17 protein-coding genes and 1 pseudogene are annotated in these 17717 nt (G+C 29.5%); 17 read left to right on the top strand and 1 reads right to left on the bottom strand.

Going from position 1 to position 17717, the window contains the following annotated elements:
• Nucleotides 1-6 precede the first annotated feature (6 nt).
• The 12 genes and pseudogenes from EDD60_RS13570 to EDD60_RS16125 all read left to right on the top strand — a co-directional run bounded on the left by EDD60_RS13570 (nucleotide 7) and on the right by EDD60_RS16125 (nucleotide 13666).
• Entirely contained in the window at nucleotides 7-711 is a 705-nt protein-coding gene (locus tag EDD60_RS13570) for an ABC transporter ATP-binding protein (RefSeq protein ID WP_132226498.1), read from the top strand.
• Nucleotides 708-2279, top strand: a complete 1572-nt coding sequence (locus tag EDD60_RS13565; RefSeq protein WP_066444502.1) for a hypothetical protein — start codon at nucleotides 708-710, stop codon at nucleotides 2277-2279. The genes EDD60_RS13570 and EDD60_RS13565 overlap by 4 nt, the downstream gene beginning before the upstream one ends.
• Nucleotides 2280-2348: 69 nt before the next feature.
• Nucleotides 2349-2615 (top strand): annotated as a pseudogene (locus EDD60_RS13560) (phosphoglycerate mutase family protein); the annotation flags it as partial.
• A gap of 119 nt (nucleotides 2616-2734) precedes the next feature.
• Nucleotides 2735-4882 (top strand): ATP-dependent helicase, encoded by a 2148-nt coding sequence (locus tag EDD60_RS13555; RefSeq protein ID WP_066444504.1) that lies wholly within the window; start codon nucleotides 2735-2737, stop codon nucleotides 4880-4882.
• A 156-nt stretch (nucleotides 4883-5038) separates the two neighbouring features.
• On the top strand, nucleotides 5039-7027 hold the full coding sequence (gene ligA / locus EDD60_RS13550) for an NAD-dependent DNA ligase LigA (protein WP_066444506.1): 1989 nt from the start codon (nucleotides 5039-5041) through the stop codon (nucleotides 7025-7027).
• The gene (locus EDD60_RS13545) at nucleotides 7024-8094 is read left to right on the top strand and encodes a CamS family sex pheromone protein (protein ID WP_066444508.1); all 1071 of its coding nucleotides are present in this window, start codon (nucleotides 7024-7026) and stop codon (nucleotides 8092-8094) included. The genes ligA and EDD60_RS13545 overlap by 4 nt, the downstream gene beginning before the upstream one ends.
• An 11-nt stretch (nucleotides 8095-8105) precedes the next feature.
• Nucleotides 8106-8396, top strand: coding sequence for an Asp-tRNA(Asn)/Glu-tRNA(Gln) amidotransferase subunit GatC (gene gatC / locus EDD60_RS13540; RefSeq protein ID WP_066444510.1), 291 nt, complete (start codon nucleotides 8106-8108; stop codon nucleotides 8394-8396).
• Nucleotides 8397-9839 carry an Asp-tRNA(Asn)/Glu-tRNA(Gln) amidotransferase subunit GatA gene (gene gatA, locus EDD60_RS13535; protein ID WP_066444515.1) on the top strand — a complete coding sequence of 481 codons (1443 nt, stop codon included), beginning with the start codon at nucleotides 8397-8399 and terminating at the stop codon, nucleotides 9837-9839. It begins immediately after the preceding gene.
• A gap of 3 nt (nucleotides 9840-9842) precedes the next feature.
• Nucleotides 9843-11276 (top strand): Asp-tRNA(Asn)/Glu-tRNA(Gln) amidotransferase subunit GatB, encoded by a 1434-nt coding sequence (gene gatB / locus EDD60_RS13530; RefSeq protein WP_066444517.1) that lies wholly within the window; start codon nucleotides 9843-9845, stop codon nucleotides 11274-11276.
• Between the two features lie 54 nt (nucleotides 11277-11330).
• Nucleotides 11331-12065 carry a hypothetical protein gene (locus EDD60_RS13525; protein ID WP_066444519.1) on the top strand — a complete coding sequence of 245 codons (735 nt, stop codon included), beginning with the start codon at nucleotides 11331-11333 and terminating at the stop codon, nucleotides 12063-12065.
• 32 nt (nucleotides 12066-12097) lie between these two features.
• Nucleotides 12098-13447: a 23S rRNA (uracil(1939)-C(5))-methyltransferase RlmD gene (gene rlmD, locus EDD60_RS13520; protein ID WP_066444522.1), complete on the top strand. Its 1350-nt coding sequence runs from the start codon at nucleotides 12098-12100 to the stop codon at nucleotides 13445-13447.
• Nucleotides 13448-13528: 81 nt separating this feature from the next.
• A complete protein-coding gene (locus EDD60_RS16125; RefSeq protein ID WP_165973152.1) occupies nucleotides 13529-13666 on the top strand; it encodes a hypothetical protein in 138 nt (45 codons plus the stop codon).
• Nucleotides 13667-13836: 170 nt separating this feature from the next.
• On the opposite strand, the gene EDD60_RS13515 is transcribed toward EDD60_RS16125, so the two are convergent.
• On the bottom strand, nucleotides 13837-14292 hold the full coding sequence (locus EDD60_RS13515; protein ID WP_066444525.1) for a hypothetical protein: 456 nt from the start codon (nucleotides 14290-14292) through the stop codon (nucleotides 13837-13839).
• 166 nt (nucleotides 14293-14458) lie between these two features.
• Here EDD60_RS13515 and EDD60_RS13510 point away from each other — a divergent pair, with 166 nt between their 5' ends.
• The 5 genes from EDD60_RS13510 to EDD60_RS13490 all read left to right on the top strand — a co-directional run bounded on the left by EDD60_RS13510 (nucleotide 14459) and on the right by EDD60_RS13490 (nucleotide 17504).
• The gene (locus EDD60_RS13510) at nucleotides 14459-14866 is read left to right on the top strand and encodes a hypothetical protein (protein WP_066444526.1); all 408 of its coding nucleotides are present in this window, start codon (nucleotides 14459-14461) and stop codon (nucleotides 14864-14866) included.
• Nucleotides 14867-14965: 99 nt separating this feature from the next.
• Nucleotides 14966-15535: a GNAT family N-acetyltransferase gene (locus tag EDD60_RS13505; protein ID WP_066444528.1), complete on the top strand. Its 570-nt coding sequence runs from the start codon at nucleotides 14966-14968 to the stop codon at nucleotides 15533-15535.
• Nucleotides 15532-15963, top strand: coding sequence for a VOC family protein (locus EDD60_RS13500; protein WP_257529307.1), 432 nt, complete (start codon nucleotides 15532-15534; stop codon nucleotides 15961-15963). The genes EDD60_RS13505 and EDD60_RS13500 overlap by 4 nt, the downstream gene beginning before the upstream one ends.
• Entirely contained in the window at nucleotides 15963-16694 is a 732-nt protein-coding gene (locus tag EDD60_RS13495) for an HAD family hydrolase (protein ID WP_066444529.1), read from the top strand. The genes EDD60_RS13500 and EDD60_RS13495 overlap by 1 nt, the downstream gene beginning before the upstream one ends.
• A 12-nt stretch (nucleotides 16695-16706) precedes the next feature.
• Complete coding sequence (locus EDD60_RS13490; protein WP_066444532.1) at nucleotides 16707-17504, top strand: Cof-type HAD-IIB family hydrolase; 798 nt, start codon at nucleotides 16707-16709, stop codon at nucleotides 17502-17504.
• Nucleotides 17505-17717: the final 213 nt, after the last annotated feature.

Here is a 17717-nt window from a genome sequence, read left to right as displayed (position 1 = left end):
ATGATGATGGAATTAGTCATTGAACATTTACAGAAATATTTTGAGGGTAAACATGTTTTAGAAGATATTGATTTTCGTTTTGAGAAAGGGAAAATCTATGGTTTGTTAGGAAGAAATGGGGCAGGGAAAACAACTTTATTTAATTGTTTGAATCAAGATCTTCCTATTGATCAAGGAAAGTTTTATATTCTTGATGGAAATGAACAAAGGAAAGTCACAACTGGTGATATTGGTTATGTTTTATCAACACCTTCTGTTCCAGAATTTTTAACAGCAAGAGAATTTTTACAATTTTTTATTGATATCAATCAAAAAGATATTCCTAATGTAAAAACTGTTGATGAGTATTTTGATTTTATGGGAATTTTACCAGAAGATCGAGATCGTCTTTTAAAAGATTTTTCTCATGGGATGAAAAATAAGATGCAAATGTTAATTAACTTTATATATAATCCATTTATCTTATTGTTGGATGAACCTTTAACTTCTTTAGATGTTGTTGTGGCAGATGAGATGAAAAAGTTATTAAGAAAAATAAAAGACGAACATATTTTAATTTTTTCTACCCATATTATGGAATTAGCTGTTGATTTATGTGATGAGATTGTTTTATTAAATCATGGAGTCTTATCAATGGTTTCAAAAGATGAATTAAGTGATGATGAGTTTCAAGAAAAGATTATTACTTTATTAAAGGATGAAAGCCTATGATAAAGACATGGTTAATTGCTTATCGTATACATAATACTTATCGTGTGAATAGTATTATTTATGGACTGAAACAAATTCCGATTATTAAAAAATTTTTACCAGCATCTTTATATAAACATCTTGGATTGAAAACTTTTGCAAATATCCTGAGTGCCTTATGGGAAATTATAAATATTTTCCTAGGAAAAATTGTTTATTTTATATTCTTTTATGTTTTACCAATCTTTTTAATAGAAAGAAATGATTTACTTTCTTTTCTAACTATTTTTGCTTTTTTATCATTTATTGGTGCTTTTATCAATAATGATCTTTTTGAAGTCAGTAAAGACAAATATTATGGAATTATTTTAATGCGTATGAATGCAAGAGAATATGTTGTTTCTCAGTTTCTATATACAATCATTAGACATTTTATTGGGAATATGGTTGTTTTATATTGGATTTCATTTATGTTTACATTTCCATTATGGCTATGCTTGGTTTTAACTTTATTAGTTTGTGGAATGAAAATCATTGTAGGCATGTATTGTTCATATGCGTATTTACATTCTCATCGTGTTTACACTGGCAATAATATTCCAAAACCATTGACTGTTTTATTAACGATTTGTTTTTTTGCAGCTTATGCTTGTGTTTTCTTTCAAATTTATTTACCAGTTTTTAGTGTTGTTATTTTATCTGTTATGATGACACTTTTAGGTATGATAGGACTTGTTTATATTTTTAAGTTTCCGGCATATCAAATGATGTGTAAGGATATGTTAGGGGATATGGACGCTTTATTATTAGAGGCAAGTATGTCACAAATTCAAGAAGAATCGTATCATCAAATGATTGATCAATCAAAAATCACTCAAAGTCATAAAAAAGGTTTTGAAATGATGAATGAATTATTTATGAAACGTCATCATAAAATTATTTGGCGCTTTGCCAAAAGACAAACTTACATATTACTTGTAGTTGTTATATCACTTATTATTGGGGTACAAGTTGTGCCTAGTCTAAAAGAAAATATCAAGGATTTTTTAATTTTATCTTTACCATATTTTGTTTTTATTATGTATATGTTAAATACAACGAAAAATATAACCAATGCGATGTTTATTAATTGTGATTATTGTATGCTTAATTATGCTTTTTTTCATGAACCAAAAAATCTCTTAAAATTATTTCAAATACGTTTAAGAGAAATGATAAAGATTAATTTAATTCCTGCTTTGGTGATTGCAATAGGTTATGTGATTTTATTAAATCTTTTAGGAATTCATCAAATTGGGTATTCTTTAATGAGTTTTATTTCAATTATTTCTATGAGTATTTTCTTTTCAACCCATTATTTGGTTTTGTATTATTTATTACAACCTTATAATGCTTATACTGAAGTAAAAAATCCTATGTATCAGCTTATAACGTCTTTGACTTATTTTATTTGTTTTCTGTTTATGAATATGCGTTTACCATTTTATTTATTTAGTTTTTCAGTAGTGGCTTTTTGTTTCCTTTATTGTGTCATTGCGTGTTATTTGGTTTATAAAAAAGGACCACAAACTTTTAAAATAAGATCATAGCTCCTTGCGCATCACATTGTTCTTGTAAAAATGAAAGAGAAATAACAAAGGAAAAAAACTTTATATTTAATGCGACATGGACAAACTTTATTTAATGTAAGACGTAAAATTCATGGATGGTGTGATGCACCCTTAACTGAGATTGGAGAAAATCAAGCTCGTATTGTGGGGAAATATTTTATCAAAAATAATATTGTTTTTGATCATGCTTATGCTTCAACATCAGAACGTGCTTGTGATACGCTTGAACTTGCGACACAGGGGAAAATAGCTTATACAAGAGTTAAAGGTTTAAAAGAACGGAATTTTGGAAAATTTGAATTTGAAAATGATGAATTTACATTGGTTGAGATTATTAATCATGATTTTTCATCTTTAGACAAGTGATGAGTGATTTCATCACTTTTCTTATCTTTAAAATGTGTTATAATAAACAAACGAAGGAGTGATACGATATGAATTTAGATGAATTATTAAATCCTAAACAAAAGGAAGCAGCGACTTATTTAGACTCGCATTTACGTATTATTGCTGGAGCAGGAAGTGGAAAGACGAGAGTTTTAACTTATCGTATTGCTTATTTGATTGAAGAAATTGGAATTGAACCACGTCATATATTGGCAATTACTTTTACGAATAAAGCGGCTAATGAAATGAAAGAAAGAGTCATTCGTTTATTGGGAGACTATGCTTCAGGGGCATTACTCTGTACGATTCACTCTTTATGTGTACGTATTTTAAGACAAAATATACGGGCTTTAAATTATCCTAATAATTTTATTATTATGGATGAAGAAGATCAAAAATCATTATTAAAGAAAATCTTTAAAGAACGTCAAATTGATCCTAAAACAATCAGTTTAAAAAGTTGCATCAATTATATATCAACATGTAAGATTGGTGGCGTTACACCAAGTCGTGCTTTTGAATTTGCGGGTGATTTTATTGGTGAACAAAAAAAAGCAATTGCTTATCAAGATTATGAACAATATAAAGAAGAACATTTTATGTTGGATTTTGATGATTTATTATTAAAGACTGTTGAATTATTTGAAAAATATCCTGAAATCTTAGAAAGATGGCAAAGACAATTTCAATTTATTCATGTGGATGAGTTTCAAGATGTCAGTGAAGTGGATTATAAATTAATTAAATATTTATCTGGTCAATCAACATTATGTGTGGTTGGAGATCCTGATCAAACAATCTATTCATTTAGAGGTTCAGATATTAATTTTATTATGAATTTTGAAAAAGATTTTCCTCATACCAAAACAGTTATTCTAGATCAAAACTATCGTTCTACAAAAACCATTCTTGATATTTCTAATAATTTAATTCGTAAAAATAAAAATCGAATGGAAAAAGATTTATTTACAGAATTAGAAGAAGGTCCAAAAGTCATGCATTATTCAGGAGTGGATGAAGAAGCAGAGGCTAATTTTGTTTGTGATACAATTGAAAATATTATTCATACTGTTGAGGGTGTGAACTACCATGATTTTGCGATTTTATATCGTGCTAATTATCTTTCTCGTGCTTTTGAACAAAAACTTATTCAACGTCAAATTGATTATAAGATATTTGGAGGTTTAAAGTTTTTTAATCGTAAGGAAGTGAAAGATGCTTTAAGTTATATTCGTTTGATGGTCAATCAGGATGATTTGTCTTTTGAAAGGATTGTTAATGTTCCAGCCAGAGGGGTTGGGGCAAAAACCTTAGAAAAGATTCAAAATAAAGCTATTGAATATGGTATAACGAATTATGAAGCTTTATGTTTATATGCTGATGAAATTGGTATTTCTGGTAAAGCCAAAAAACAATTAAGTCAATTTGTAACATGTATTGAAAATGCTAAACATTCATCATTAGCTTTACCTGATCTTTTTGAAAAATTATTAATTGATTTAGGGTATTTTGATATGCTAAGAAATGATCAAGATGAAAATCGTATTCAAAACTTAATGGAATTAAAAAATTCTATCACAAATTATATGAATACACATCCAGATTCAGCTAATTTTGAAAGTTATTTACAGGATATTGCTTTATACACATCACAAGATGATATTTTTGATGATGAATATGTGTCATTAATGAGTATTCATATGGCTAAAGGTTTGGAATTTAATTATGTCTTTGTGGTGGGATTATCAGAAGATATCTTCCCAAGTTTTAGAAGTGTTTCCGAAGGTGGAGATGATGGCATGGAGGAAGAAAGACGTTTGGCATATGTTGCTTTTACACGTGCTAAAAAGCGTTTGTATTTAACAGATAGTCAGGGATTTAATTTTATAACGAATTCGCCTAAGATGTCATCACGTTTTATTGATGAAATTGGAAGTGATCATGTTGAACATGCAGGGAATCCTTCTCAATTTAAATCTCGAGAATATTTGCATTTAACACCAAGTGTTGATGAGATGATTGGTGATAATGAAATTACGGATTGGAAACAGGGTGACTTGGTTGAACATGATACTTTTGGTAAAGGAGTTATTGTGAAAGTGAATGGAAAAACTTTGGATATTGCATTTTCTGTTCCTTATGGGATTAAAACATTAATGGCTCATCATAAAGCTTTGCATCGATTATCAAATTAAGGGAGATTATTCTCCTTTTTTGATTTATTAAGGAAAAGTTAAGAATTATCTTTTGATAATATGGTACAATAAATAAATGTATAGGTTTATGCTTTTTTTAGTTTTATTCAATGATGATTTTTGATATAATGAGCAAGTGAAATGGAGTGTATTGATATGACATTTGAAAGATTAGAAGAAATTAAAAAGTTATTAAATGAATATAATTATCAATATTATGTTTTAGATAATCCAACTGTATCCGATCAAGAATATGATCGTTTGATGCAAGAATTACAAAGTATAGAAATGGCTCATCCTGAGTGGATTACTGCTGATTCACCAAGTCAAAGAGTTGGTGGACAAGTTTTAGATAGCTTTACAAAAGTGACACATCAAAGAATGATGTTGTCATTAGGTAATATTTTTAATGAAGATGAATTGCGTGAGTTTGATGATCGTATTCGGGAAACCTATCCAAATGTTGAATATGTCTGTGAATTGAAAATTGATGGTTTGGCAGTTTCTTTGGTCTATGCCGATGGGCATTTAGATTATGGAGCAACCAGAGGAGATGGAACAGTTGGGGAAGATATTACCCATAATGTTAAAACGATTAAATCGATTCCTTTAACGATTGATTATGATGGTGATTTTGAAGTTCGTGGTGAAATCTATATGCCGAAAAAATCATTTAATGAATTGAATCGTCAAAGAGAAGAAGCTGGAGAAGCTTTGTTTGCGAATCCACGAAATGCTGCAGCGGGAAGTGTTCGTCAATTGGACTCAACAATTGCGGCAAAAAGAGGATTAGATGCCTTCTTATACATGGTTCCTACAGCTGCTGAAGTAGGCTGTACAACCCATAAAGAAGCTTTAGATTATATTAAAAAACTTGGATTTAAAACCAATCCTATGACAAGAGTTTGTCAAAATATTCAAGAAGTATGGGCATTTATTTTGGAAATGACAGAAAAAAGACAAACGTTGCCTTATGAAATTGATGGGATTGTTATTAAGGTGAATAATTTAGAATATCAAGAACGTTTAGGATATACAGCAAAAGTTCCAAAATGGGCAATTGCTTATAAATTCCCTGCTGAGGAAGTTGTAACAAAATTAAAAGATATTATTTTTACCATTGGTCGAACTGGACAAATTACGCCAAATGCTGTTTTAGAACCTGTGCGTGTTGCTGGAAGTACTGTTCAACGTGCAACCTTACATAATGAGGATAATGTTAAACATAAAGATATCCGTGTTGGTGATTATGTTGTGGTGAGAAAAGCTGGGGATGTTATTCCTGAAGTTGTACGTTCTTTAAAGGAAAGACGTGATGGTAGTGAAAAAGAATTTCAGATGATTGAAGTATGTCCATATTGTGGTAGTCATTTGGTTCGTAAGGATAATGAAGCAGCTTATTATTGTTTGAATGAACATTGTGATTCTAAGAAAATAGAAAGAATTATTCATTTTGCTTCAAGAGATGCAATGAATATTGAAGGTCTAGGTGAAAAGATTATTGAACAATTCTATAATTTAGGTTTTGTGAAATGTATTGAAGATATTTATTCTTTAGCAAATCATGAACAAGAAATTATGGATATTGAAGGTTTTGGTAGAAAATCAATGGATAATTTGATAGCTGCAATTGAAAAGAGTAAAGAAAATTCAATGGAAAAACTTTTATTTGGTTTAGGAATTAAAGGAATAGGGGCAAAGATGGCTGATAATCTTGCTAAGGAATTTAAGAGCATGGATGGTCTATTGAATGCTTCTACAGCTAAATTATTATCAATTAAAGATGTTGGTGATACAATTGTTCAATCAATCAATCGTTTTAGAAGTGATGAAGCATCACTGGCATTAATCAATCATTTAAAAGAGATTGGTTTAAATATGGATTACTTAAAAGAAACAACTTTATTACAAGAAAGTATCTTTAATGGAAAAACAGTTTGCGTGACAGGAACATTAGAATTAATGACTAGAAAAGAAATCAAAGATTATCTAGCAAGATTAGGTGCTAATGTAACTGGAAGTGTTTCTAAAAAAACAGATTATTTAATTTGTGGTAAAGATGCCGGAAGCAAGTTAGAAAAAGCGACTCAATTGGGTGTTCAAGTTATGAGTGAAGAAGAATTTAAAGAGGAGGTTGGTCTATGAGAAAATTAGTCTGTGCTCTGTTAGCTTTAATGATGTTGGTTGGTTGTCATCAGGCTAAGGAATCAGTTCAAGAACAAACTGCAAACCATACAGCTTCAATGGATTCTTTTGATGATTCTTATTATAAGATTGTTAAATTTGAAGATAGTGAGTTAAGAGAAGATTTTTATTTGGATTATGGTTCTTCAACTGACTTTGCTTCTATTGGTAGAGGTTTACAAATTTTATCAACACCTTATTTTTCAACAAATAATCATTATATGAGTGAAGGACAATACTTAAAGCTTGCCATGCAAAAAGAAATGGTAAGCCGTTCTTCTCAATATTCTTTGCAGCCTAAAAAAGGAACTGTTATTGAAAATGTAGAAAACCCAACGATGCTGCAAAATATTCAAGAACAAGATTATTATGTAAAAAGTGGTGATAAATATACTTTAAAAGGTTTGTCTTTTGCCTTAATTCTTGAACCACGAAAAAGTGATAATTCACGTTTAGATAGTGCAATGAGTGATGGTGCTATTAAAAGTTATGGTAAAGAATGTATTGAAAAATTTTACAAAGTCATTCGTAGTGCTGATGAATTTGAAAAAATAAAAAATCTACCTATTTTGATTACGGTTTATCAGGCTGCTGATACAACAACTGATCCAACGAGTGGGCGATATATTTTGAAAAGTTATTGTCAAAAAGAATTGGGAGAAATCAGTACACTTAATCAAAGAACAGTTTTATTTGCGAGTGAGCAAGCAACAAAATATGATAAAGCAACGGCTTCAGCTTTCGATACTGTCAAAACGAGTTTAAAGAATGCAGCAACCGAAGCAGCTGGTTTTGTTGGTGAAGCAAGATATATTGACGATGAAATTCAATCGATGGTGATTAAAGCGCATTTGAATGTGAAAACATCAACAGAGTTAATGTATTTAACTTCAATTATTGCTGATGGAATTGAAAGTAAGTTTAGTGATGATTTTAATGTCAAGGTATTGGTTTATTCGCAGGATGATGTGGAAGCTATTATTATTAAAGATAAAGGCGATAGTGTGAAAAGTTATTTTATGAATTAGGAGGATGAATGATGAATGATATTGAAAAAATGCTTAAACAGTTAGGGCGTAAAACAATGTTTGATGTCAGTGATGAAGAAATGCCAGCATTAATTGAAGAATATAATGTTTTTATGAGTCACGTTCAAGCGTTGGAAGCAATTGATACAACTGATGTTGAACCTTTAGCTTTTCCTTATGAAATAGAAACAACTTATTTAAGAGATGATGATGAAACTTATGTGATTAGTCGTGAAGATGCTTTAAAGAATGCGAAGAATATTCAAGATAATCAAATTAAAGTACCAAAGGTGGTGGGATAAATGATTCAATATAGTATTGAGGAACTTCATCAATTATTTGCATCTAAGGCTATTGATCCTAAAGCATATTATGATGAATTATTTGAAGAAGTAGAATTACAACAAAAAAGATTAAATGCTTTTGTAACAATTACTAAGGAAAAAGCATATGCTGATTTAAAAGAAGCACATTTTGAAAACTTATTAAATGGAATCCCTTATGTATTAAAAGATAATTATAATACAAAAGGAATTAAAACCACAGCTTCAAGTCGTATGTTGGAAGATTATGTACCTGTTTATAACGCTCATGTTGTGGACTTATTAAGTAAACAAGGAGTTTGTTTAGTTGGAAAAGCTTCTATGGATGAATTAGCAATGGGTGGAACAAATAAGTCTGCTTTAACGGGTCCGGTTTATAATCCTTGGGATACTTCACGTATTGCGGGAGGTTCATCAGGTGGAAGTGCGGCTTTGGTTGCTAGTGGAGTTGTACCATTTGCTTTAGGTAGTGATACAGGAGATTCAATCCGTAAACCTGCAGGATTTTGTGGTATTGTTGGATTTAAACCAACATGGGGACGTATTTCACGTTACGGTGTGATTCCTTATGCTTCAAGCTTAGATACAGTAGGGGCTTTTACAAGAAATGTCAGAGATATGGCGATTGTGACTGAAGCAATGGCAGGTCGTGATAATCGTGATATGACTTCAAGCTTTAAGGAAGTACCACATTATTTAGAAAACTTAACTGATGATATTAAAGGATTAAAAATTGCTGTTTTGACATCAGTTAGTGATGAAATTAGAAATCCAGAAATCAAAGCAAATTTTGAAAGTATTGTTGAAACATTAAAAAATTTGGGAGCTATTGTTGAAAATGTAACTATGCCAACACAATTAATGCGTACATTGCTTCCTACATATACAATTATTGCCAATTCAGAAGCAACAAGTAACCATTCTTGTTTAGATGGAATTAAATATGGAAATCGTCAACCAGGAAAAACCACAGATGATGTTATGATTAATTCTCGTACACATGGTTTTGGTGATCATATTAAGCGTCGTTTTATTCTTGGAAACTTAGCACTTGCGACAGAAAATCAAGAAAGAATGTTTAGAAAAGCCCAAAGAGTAAGACGTTTAATTGTTGAAGAATTAAATAAAATTTATCAGGATTATGATATTATTTTAACACCTAATGGGGGAAGTATTGCTCCTAAGGTAGATGAAGCATATGATGATCGTTTAAGCGATGAATATTTGATTTTAGAAAATCATCTTTCGCTTGCTAATTTTGCAGGAACGCCAAGTTTATCTTTACCATCAGGTTTTGTTGATGGGATGCCAATTGCTGTGAATTTATCTGGCCGTATTTTTGAAGAACAAACAGTCTTAAATTGCGCTTATGCTTTAGAAAATGCACTTAACTTTAAAAATCAATATAAGAGGGAGGGGTAGAAGATGAATTTTGAACAAGTCATAGGATTAGAAGTCCATTGTGAATTAAAGACACATTCTAAAATGTTTTCCGCTGCTCCAGTGACATTTGGTGAAGATGTGAATACAATGGTCAATGAAGTGGACTTAGGAATGACAGGAACAATGCCAGTTTTAAATAAACGTGGTGTTGAATTTGCAATTCGTGTTTGTCATGCTTTACATATGGAAATTGATGAATTATTATGTTTTGATCGTAAGAATTATTATTATTCAGATTTACCTAAAGGGTTTCAAATTACTCAAGATAAAAGACCAATTGGAAGAAATGGGTACTTAGATATTGAAGTGGATGGAGAAGTGACACGAGTTGAAATTGAACGTCTCCATATGGAAGAAGATACAGCAAAACAATTTCACTTTGATGATTATTCATTAATTGATTATAACCGTGCTGGAATTCCATTGATTGAAATTGTCACAAGACCAAATATTGGAAATGGTGCGCAAGCTGCTGCTTACTTAGAAAAATTAAGACAGGTTTTCTTATATACTGATGTTTCAGATGCTAAGATGGAAGAAGGTTCAATGCGTTGTGATGTTAATATTTCAATTCGACCTTTTGGAAGCGAGGAGTTTGGAATTCGTACTGAAATCAAAAATCTAAACTCTATTTCAAATGTACAAAAAGCTATTGAGTTTGAAGCTATGCGTCAAGAAAAAGTTTTAATTCAAGGTGGCGAAGTTAAACAAGAAACAAGACGTTTTGATGAAGATAGCAAGGAAACAGTTGTCATGCGTGCTAAAGGGGATGCTGTTGATTATAAATATTACACAGAACCTAATATTCTACCTATTCGTTTAGATCATCAATGGGTTATGCAAATAAAAGATGAGCTTCCAATGATGGCAGATGAACGTGCTAAACTTTACATTGAAAAACATGGCTTACCACAAACCGATGCAAATATTTTAGTTGCATCTAAAGATATTTCAGATTTTTATGAAGAAACAATTCAAACTTGTCAAGAATATAAATTGGTATGTAACTGGTTATTAGGTGAAGTTCAAGCTTATTTAAATAAAGAAAATTTAACTATTCAACAAACAAAATTAACACCAGCATATTTGGGAAAAATGATTTCATTCATCCAAGATGGAACAATTTCATCAAAGCAGGCTAAGAAAGTTTTTGAATGTTTAATGAGTGAAGGAAAAGATCCTGAAGTGATTATTGAAGAAAAAGGAATGAAACAAATTTCTGATCCAACAACACTTACAAATATTATTAATGAAGTATTAGATGCAAATGAACAATCTATTCAAGATTATGCTGCTGGTAAAGACCGTGCAGTTGGATTCTTAGTTGGACAAATCATGAAAAAGACTGGTGGACAAGCGAATCCAAAAGTAACAAATCAAATTTTAATTCAATTATTAAAAGCTAGAGTACAATAATGTCCTATACATTTCTTATGATTTTTGATACAATAGTGGAAAGTAGGTGAGAAAATGGCTAAAAGATTTCAATTTGATGATGAAGATGATGATATTGAAGATCAATACCAGCAACCTTCTCATATTGATGAATTAGAGAGTATGAGAATGGCAAAATCTGCTCAATCAATGAATCAAGATGAATATACTGATGAATTTGAAAGTTTTGATGATGAGGATAATCAACCTATGAGTAAGAAAAAGAAAAAGTTTGTATGGAAATGGTGGCATTATTTATTAATTGGTTTAGGTGTTTTATTGATTGCGTTTGCCGCATATATTTTCTTTGCTTCACAAAATGATGGTCCTGTTTATGGAAAACGTTGTGAAGGTATTGTATCAATTAATAAGGATTTACAAGCTGCGACAATTGATACTATGAAGAAAGAATATTCTGAAATACAAGATTTATCACTATCTACAGAATGTCGTCAATTAAAAGTTGATATTATCTTTAAAGATGGTATGAGTACGAAGAAAGCAAAACAGATTGCTGAAAAAACAGTTCAAACATTGGATGGTTTGGTAGGTAAACCTAAAGAAAATGGGAAAACATATAGTACACTCTTTGGCAAGATTGATAATATTTATCAATATGAAGTGAATTTATATTTAACTTCTAAAAATAGTGAAGATTTTCCAATCTATGGAACAAAGAATGTACAAAATGATGATTTCTCTTATACACTTTCTTCAATAAGAGATAAAGATAGTGCAAATAAAGCAAAAGAAACTTTAAATAATAAATAAACGAGCAATGCTCGTTTTTTTTGGAGGTAGGAATGAAAAAGAATGAATATATAGAAGCAAAGTGTATTGATTATACACATGATGGTCAAGGAATTGTTAAAGTTGATAGTTTTCCTATCTTTGTTAAAAATATGTTAGTTAATGAAGTAGGAAAAGTAAAGATTATTAAAGTATTAAAAAATTATGCAGTAGGGAGATTAATTGAAATTTATGAAGCAAGTCCTTATCGACAAGTCCCATTATGCCCTATTTTTAAACAATGTGGAGGATGTCATTTACAACATTTATCACTTGCTGGTCAACAAAATTTTAAAACTAAAAGAGTAAAAGATACATTAGAAAGAATTGGGCACTGTCATGTCGGAGTTCAACCTTGTTTGATGATGGAAGAACCTTGGTATTATCGTAATAAAGTTCAAGTTCCAATAGGAACTCAAGGTAATACGATTGTAACAGGGTTTTATAAGCAACATAGTAATGATATTGTTCCAATGGATAAATGTTATATTCAAAATGAAGCATCAAATCAATTGATTAATCGTGTTCGTATTCTTTTACAGGAGGTTCAAGAAACACCTTATGATAAAGTCACTCATCAGGGAAATATTCGTCATATCCTTGTAAAATATGCATTTACAACTCAACAGTTAATGCTTGTTTTCATTACTTATCAAAAGAAAATTAAAAAGATTGATTATCTGATTTCAACCTTAAAAAAAGAATTTCCTCATTTAACAACGGTTATTCAAAATATAAATTCAAGACATGATAATGTTATTTTAGGAGATGAAGTAAAGGTAATAGATGGTCCTGGTTATATTGAAGATCAATTATTAGGAAATACTTATCGTATTTCAGTAAAATCTTTTTATCAAGTTAATCCTATTCAAGTTGAACATTTGTATCAAAAAGCAATTGATTTTGCAGAGTTAAAGCCAACTGATGAGGTTATAGATGCTTATTGTGGGATTGGCACAATATCTCTATCAATGGCTCAATATGTTCAAAAAGTATATGGAGTAGAAATTGTTGAACAGGCTATTATAGATGCAAAGGAAAATGCAATAAGAAATGATATTTCAAATGTTGAATTTACTTGTCAAGATGCAGGTGAATTTATGGTGGAATTTGCCAAAAAGAATAAACATATTGATGTAGTCATGGTTGATCCACCACGAAAAGGGTGTTCACAAGTTTTCTTAGATCAATTAATTACCTTGGCTCCAGATAAAGTCGTTTATATTTCATGTGATGTTGCAACTCAAGCACGCGATATTGCTTATTTACAAGAACATGGATATATTGTAGATATTTGTCAACCAGTTGATATGTTTCCACAAAGTCATCACATTGAAAATATTGTAAGATTATATAAACAATAACAAGCAACATTATTTGTGTTGCTTGTTTGAGTAATAGACATTTTAAGCTTTATTTGAGTACGTTCTTGTAAGCAGAAATAAATGGCTTTACGAGAGGCTTATGATAAAATTATTTCAATGGATGAATATTGGGTTGATGATGGTATGGCTCCACAATGGAGATTAAAAACATATTGGTCAAGCAATTTTATGAATAAAAAGAAAATATATAATCTATAGGTATATGTCAAAAGGGCACATGTTTTTTGATTGATGGAATACAGAATGAATAATATGAATTTTATAGGATATCTATTTTCAAAATTAAAATTTATAGAATCAAGCGGAATATCTTATATGAAGATGTTAGTCAAAATATGATATAAAGGTATGAGATTTTTGGTTTTCTTTTAGACATTATGTGATAAAGCAATAATCTTTTTATGTTTCTTTTTAAGAAACATTTTTTCATCTGTATCAACAATTTTCATATTATGCTTTTCTATAAGTTGATTTATTTTTTCAATAGTTTCATTATCAAGGAAATCTAACCAACAATTGGTTTCAACATTCATGACAACAAAAAATACTATGGCAATTATAATTAAAAAAAGTGATATAGCAAAGCAAAATGCAGCAAGAGGATAGATTTTCGATTGGATAAATAGCAAAAATAAGACAAGAAAAATAAAAATAGCACCGATAAATATTTTTGATATTGTGATGTATGATTCTTCAGTTGGAATAATTTTCTTAGTTTCTACGCATTCATTAAATAATTCTTTGGCTGTAGAAATTGTTTCTAATAATTCATGATCTTCTGATTCTCTTAAAACAGACATCATTTCTGCTTCTAAATCAAACATATATTCCCCTCCACTCATTTTTTAGAATTGATTTTATTATACACATCTTTTTTAATATTCTCAATCCTGTTTTTTTGAAACATATTTCTATAAAAATGTTTAGAACTTGCTATTGGAGTAGAGTGATGGCATAATAGTTGTATCTTAAAAAAATGGAGAATGAGTTATGGAAACTTTAACAGCAATACAAACAGAATTAGGTATTTTACAAGGACGAGATTGTGTTTATTTAAATACGCTCATTCAAGATGATTTTGGTCAGTTAACTTTGAGTGGAGATATTAATGGACATTTGATTTATAATAATACAAATAAAAAAGATTGGATTTCTTATCAATTGGTTTTTCAACAAGTATTGGCTTATTTTTCTTGTGAATTAGATACCTATGAAATGATTGAAAACAATGCTGATTATCAAAGTAGTTTTGTAATGGTGAATGCAAGTAGATGGATAGAAAAATTACCTATTAGAAAAGATATTGATTGTTCATTATATAAACATTATCGTTTTTATACTTATGATTTTGTTTATGATATTTTAGCAGTTGATTTTCAAATGACTATCGATTATTAAATGGATGAAAAATTATATAAATATATTTTTGAGATTGTTATTTAATTAAGATACCTGTAAAATATAGTAATAGAATTATATTTAATAGTGGGGAGAAAAATGGAAAAAATAAAAATAAGCTGGGAGAAAGGCAAATATAGACTTCAATCCTTTGAAAAGGGACAAGCCAAAAAGTATTATCAAGATTGCTTTGGTAAAATAGATGAAGAAGTTAATCGATTAACAGGAACTTTAGAAGAATTTGACTATGAAACAATTATTCAATATTATAATCGGATTATTGATGATAAGAATAGATATGATTTTATGATTATTGATCCAGCTGGAAAATTTATAGGAGAAAGTGTTATTAATGAAATAGATTGGCAAACAAAATCAGCTAATTTTAGAATTGTTATTTTTGATAGTCAAAATTGTTCAAAAGGAATTGGAACATGGGTGGTAAAAAAGACAAGAGATTTTGCTTTTGAAATGTTAAAATTGCATCGTTTAGAATTAGATGTTTTTTCTTTTAATCATAGAGCACAAAGAGTTTATGAAAAAGCTGGATTTCAGGTTGAAGGAGTTAGAAAAGATGCTATTATGGATGGAAAACAGTATGCAGATGATATCATAATGGTCATATTAGAAGATGAATGGAGAAACATAAAGGAAAATGAAAAATTATGATAAGGCTAGGAACAACATATATTTGTGTTAAGAATATGGAAAAATCAATAAATTTTTATAAATTACTTTTACAACAAGATCCTATTTATATGAATGAAGAAAGATGGGTTACATTTAAATGTGGGCAAACAGTTTCTTTGTATAATAAAGAATATGATCAAAAAATTATAGAAAATCATAAATATTTTAATCAAGCATATATTGATGATTTTTTTATTGAAGATGATGAAAAAAAGAATAATATAATGATTTTGAATTTTGAGGTAGATAATTTAAAAGCTGAGTATGAAAGACTCTTATCATTAAATATTGGAGAAGTCTCAAAACTTATGTATGTCAATGTTCATATGCCTTATTGGTATTTTAATATTAAAGATCCGGATGGGAATATTTTAGAGATTACTGGAGATTTTGAGGAGAATAAATGATGTTGAAAGATAAAAAAGTGATTATATTTGATATGGATGGAACATTAATTGATTCAGTCGGAATTTGGAATCAAGTTGATGAAGCTTTGATTCAAAGAATACGTGAAGATGGAAAAAGTGAAATTAAAAATGTACAAAGAAAACGTGATGAAGTATTAAGAAAAAATGATCAGGCAGATAATCCTTATATAGAATACTGCACATATTTAAAAAAAACGTATCAATCAACTTTGAGTGTTCAAGACATTCATGCATTGCGTTATGAAATAGCTCAGGATTATTTGCATCATGTTGTAGATTACAAAGAAGGAGCTGAGCTTTTTATTAAAAGTTTAAAAAAATTAGGCTATCAACTTGTTATTGCATCAACAACTAAGCGTACAAATATGGATGTTTATCGAAAACATAATCATCGTATTATTTCTAAAGCAAATATTGATGATTATTTCACGCTTGTTTATACACGAGAAGATGCAAAAGCTATCAAGCCAAATCCTGAAATCTATTTACGTGTGATGAAAGATTTAAAAGTATCTAGAAAAGATTGTTTGGTTTTTGAAGATTCGTTGATTGGTGTTGAAGCGGCTAAAAATGCAGGAATTGAATGTGTTGTTATTGAGGATCAATATTCTGATGCTGAGCGTGAGCAAATTAATCAGTTAGCTGATTATCAAATTAAAAGTTATTTAGAATTGTTAGATAAAAATGGGAAGCTTATAGAGAAAATATAAATGGGAGGATTTATGAGTAGGAAAGTATTATTTTTTGATATTGATGGAACATTGGTAGAAAGTCGTTTAGGGATTGTGGATATTCCACAAACTGTTAAAGATGAAATGAAAAGGTTACAAGGATTAGGGCATAAATTATTTATATCTAGTGGTCGTCCAAGAGCAATGTTAAATCAGGAAATTTTAGAGGCTGGATTTGATGGCTATATATTAGCAAATGGAGCTTATGTAGAAATTGATGGCCAATCTATTTATGAAGATCGAATGGATGCAACACTGGCAGTAAAAACAATGGAAATGTTAGAAAAATTAGATTGTTCTTATATGATTGAAACAGCAAAACATGTTTATATTGATAATCAAAATAATGATTTATATGATTTTTTTGATAAAGTAGGATTTGCTAGTCAATTTAAAACGGAGTTTGATAAATATGATGTGATTCAAAGGACATTAAAAATAGAAGCAAATGTAACTGATGAAAATAGAGAAAAGGTTATTGATTATATAAAAAATGATTTTGGATATGTTGTAAATTATGATGAACATGGTAGCGAAAATGCATTTGAATTGTATTCTCCAACAATTTCTAAAGCAGTAGGAATTCAAAAAGTTTTAGAGTATTATAATTTAACAAAAGATGATACATATGCATTTGGAGATGGAATAAATGATTTAGAAATGATTCAATACTGTCATGTTGGAGTCGCTATGGGTAATGCTGTTAAAGAATTAAAAGATGTTGCTGATTTGATTTGTAGACGGATTGATGAAGATGGTTTAGCTAGAATATTAAAAATATTATTTTAAATTATAAAATGATCTGTTCTTTTGATAAGATTTACTTAATTCAAATAATTTATTATCATATACGATTTAAAAAGAGTGAATGCTCTTTTTTTATTTGCTTTAAGTAATTGATAAAAGTTTGCTTTGTGCTATAATATGGGTGAATGAAAAGTTTTTTAACTTTTTTTAAGAAAAAAGAAGAAAAATCAGACTTTGCAAGCGTATATATAAGTA

It is taken from the genome of Longibaculum muris, assembly GCF_004343035.1.
GTDB classification, from domain to species: domain Bacteria; phylum Bacillota_I; class Bacilli_A; order Erysipelotrichales; family Coprobacillaceae; genus Longibaculum; species Longibaculum muris.
This window is presented reverse-complemented; position numbering and strand designations above follow the sequence as displayed.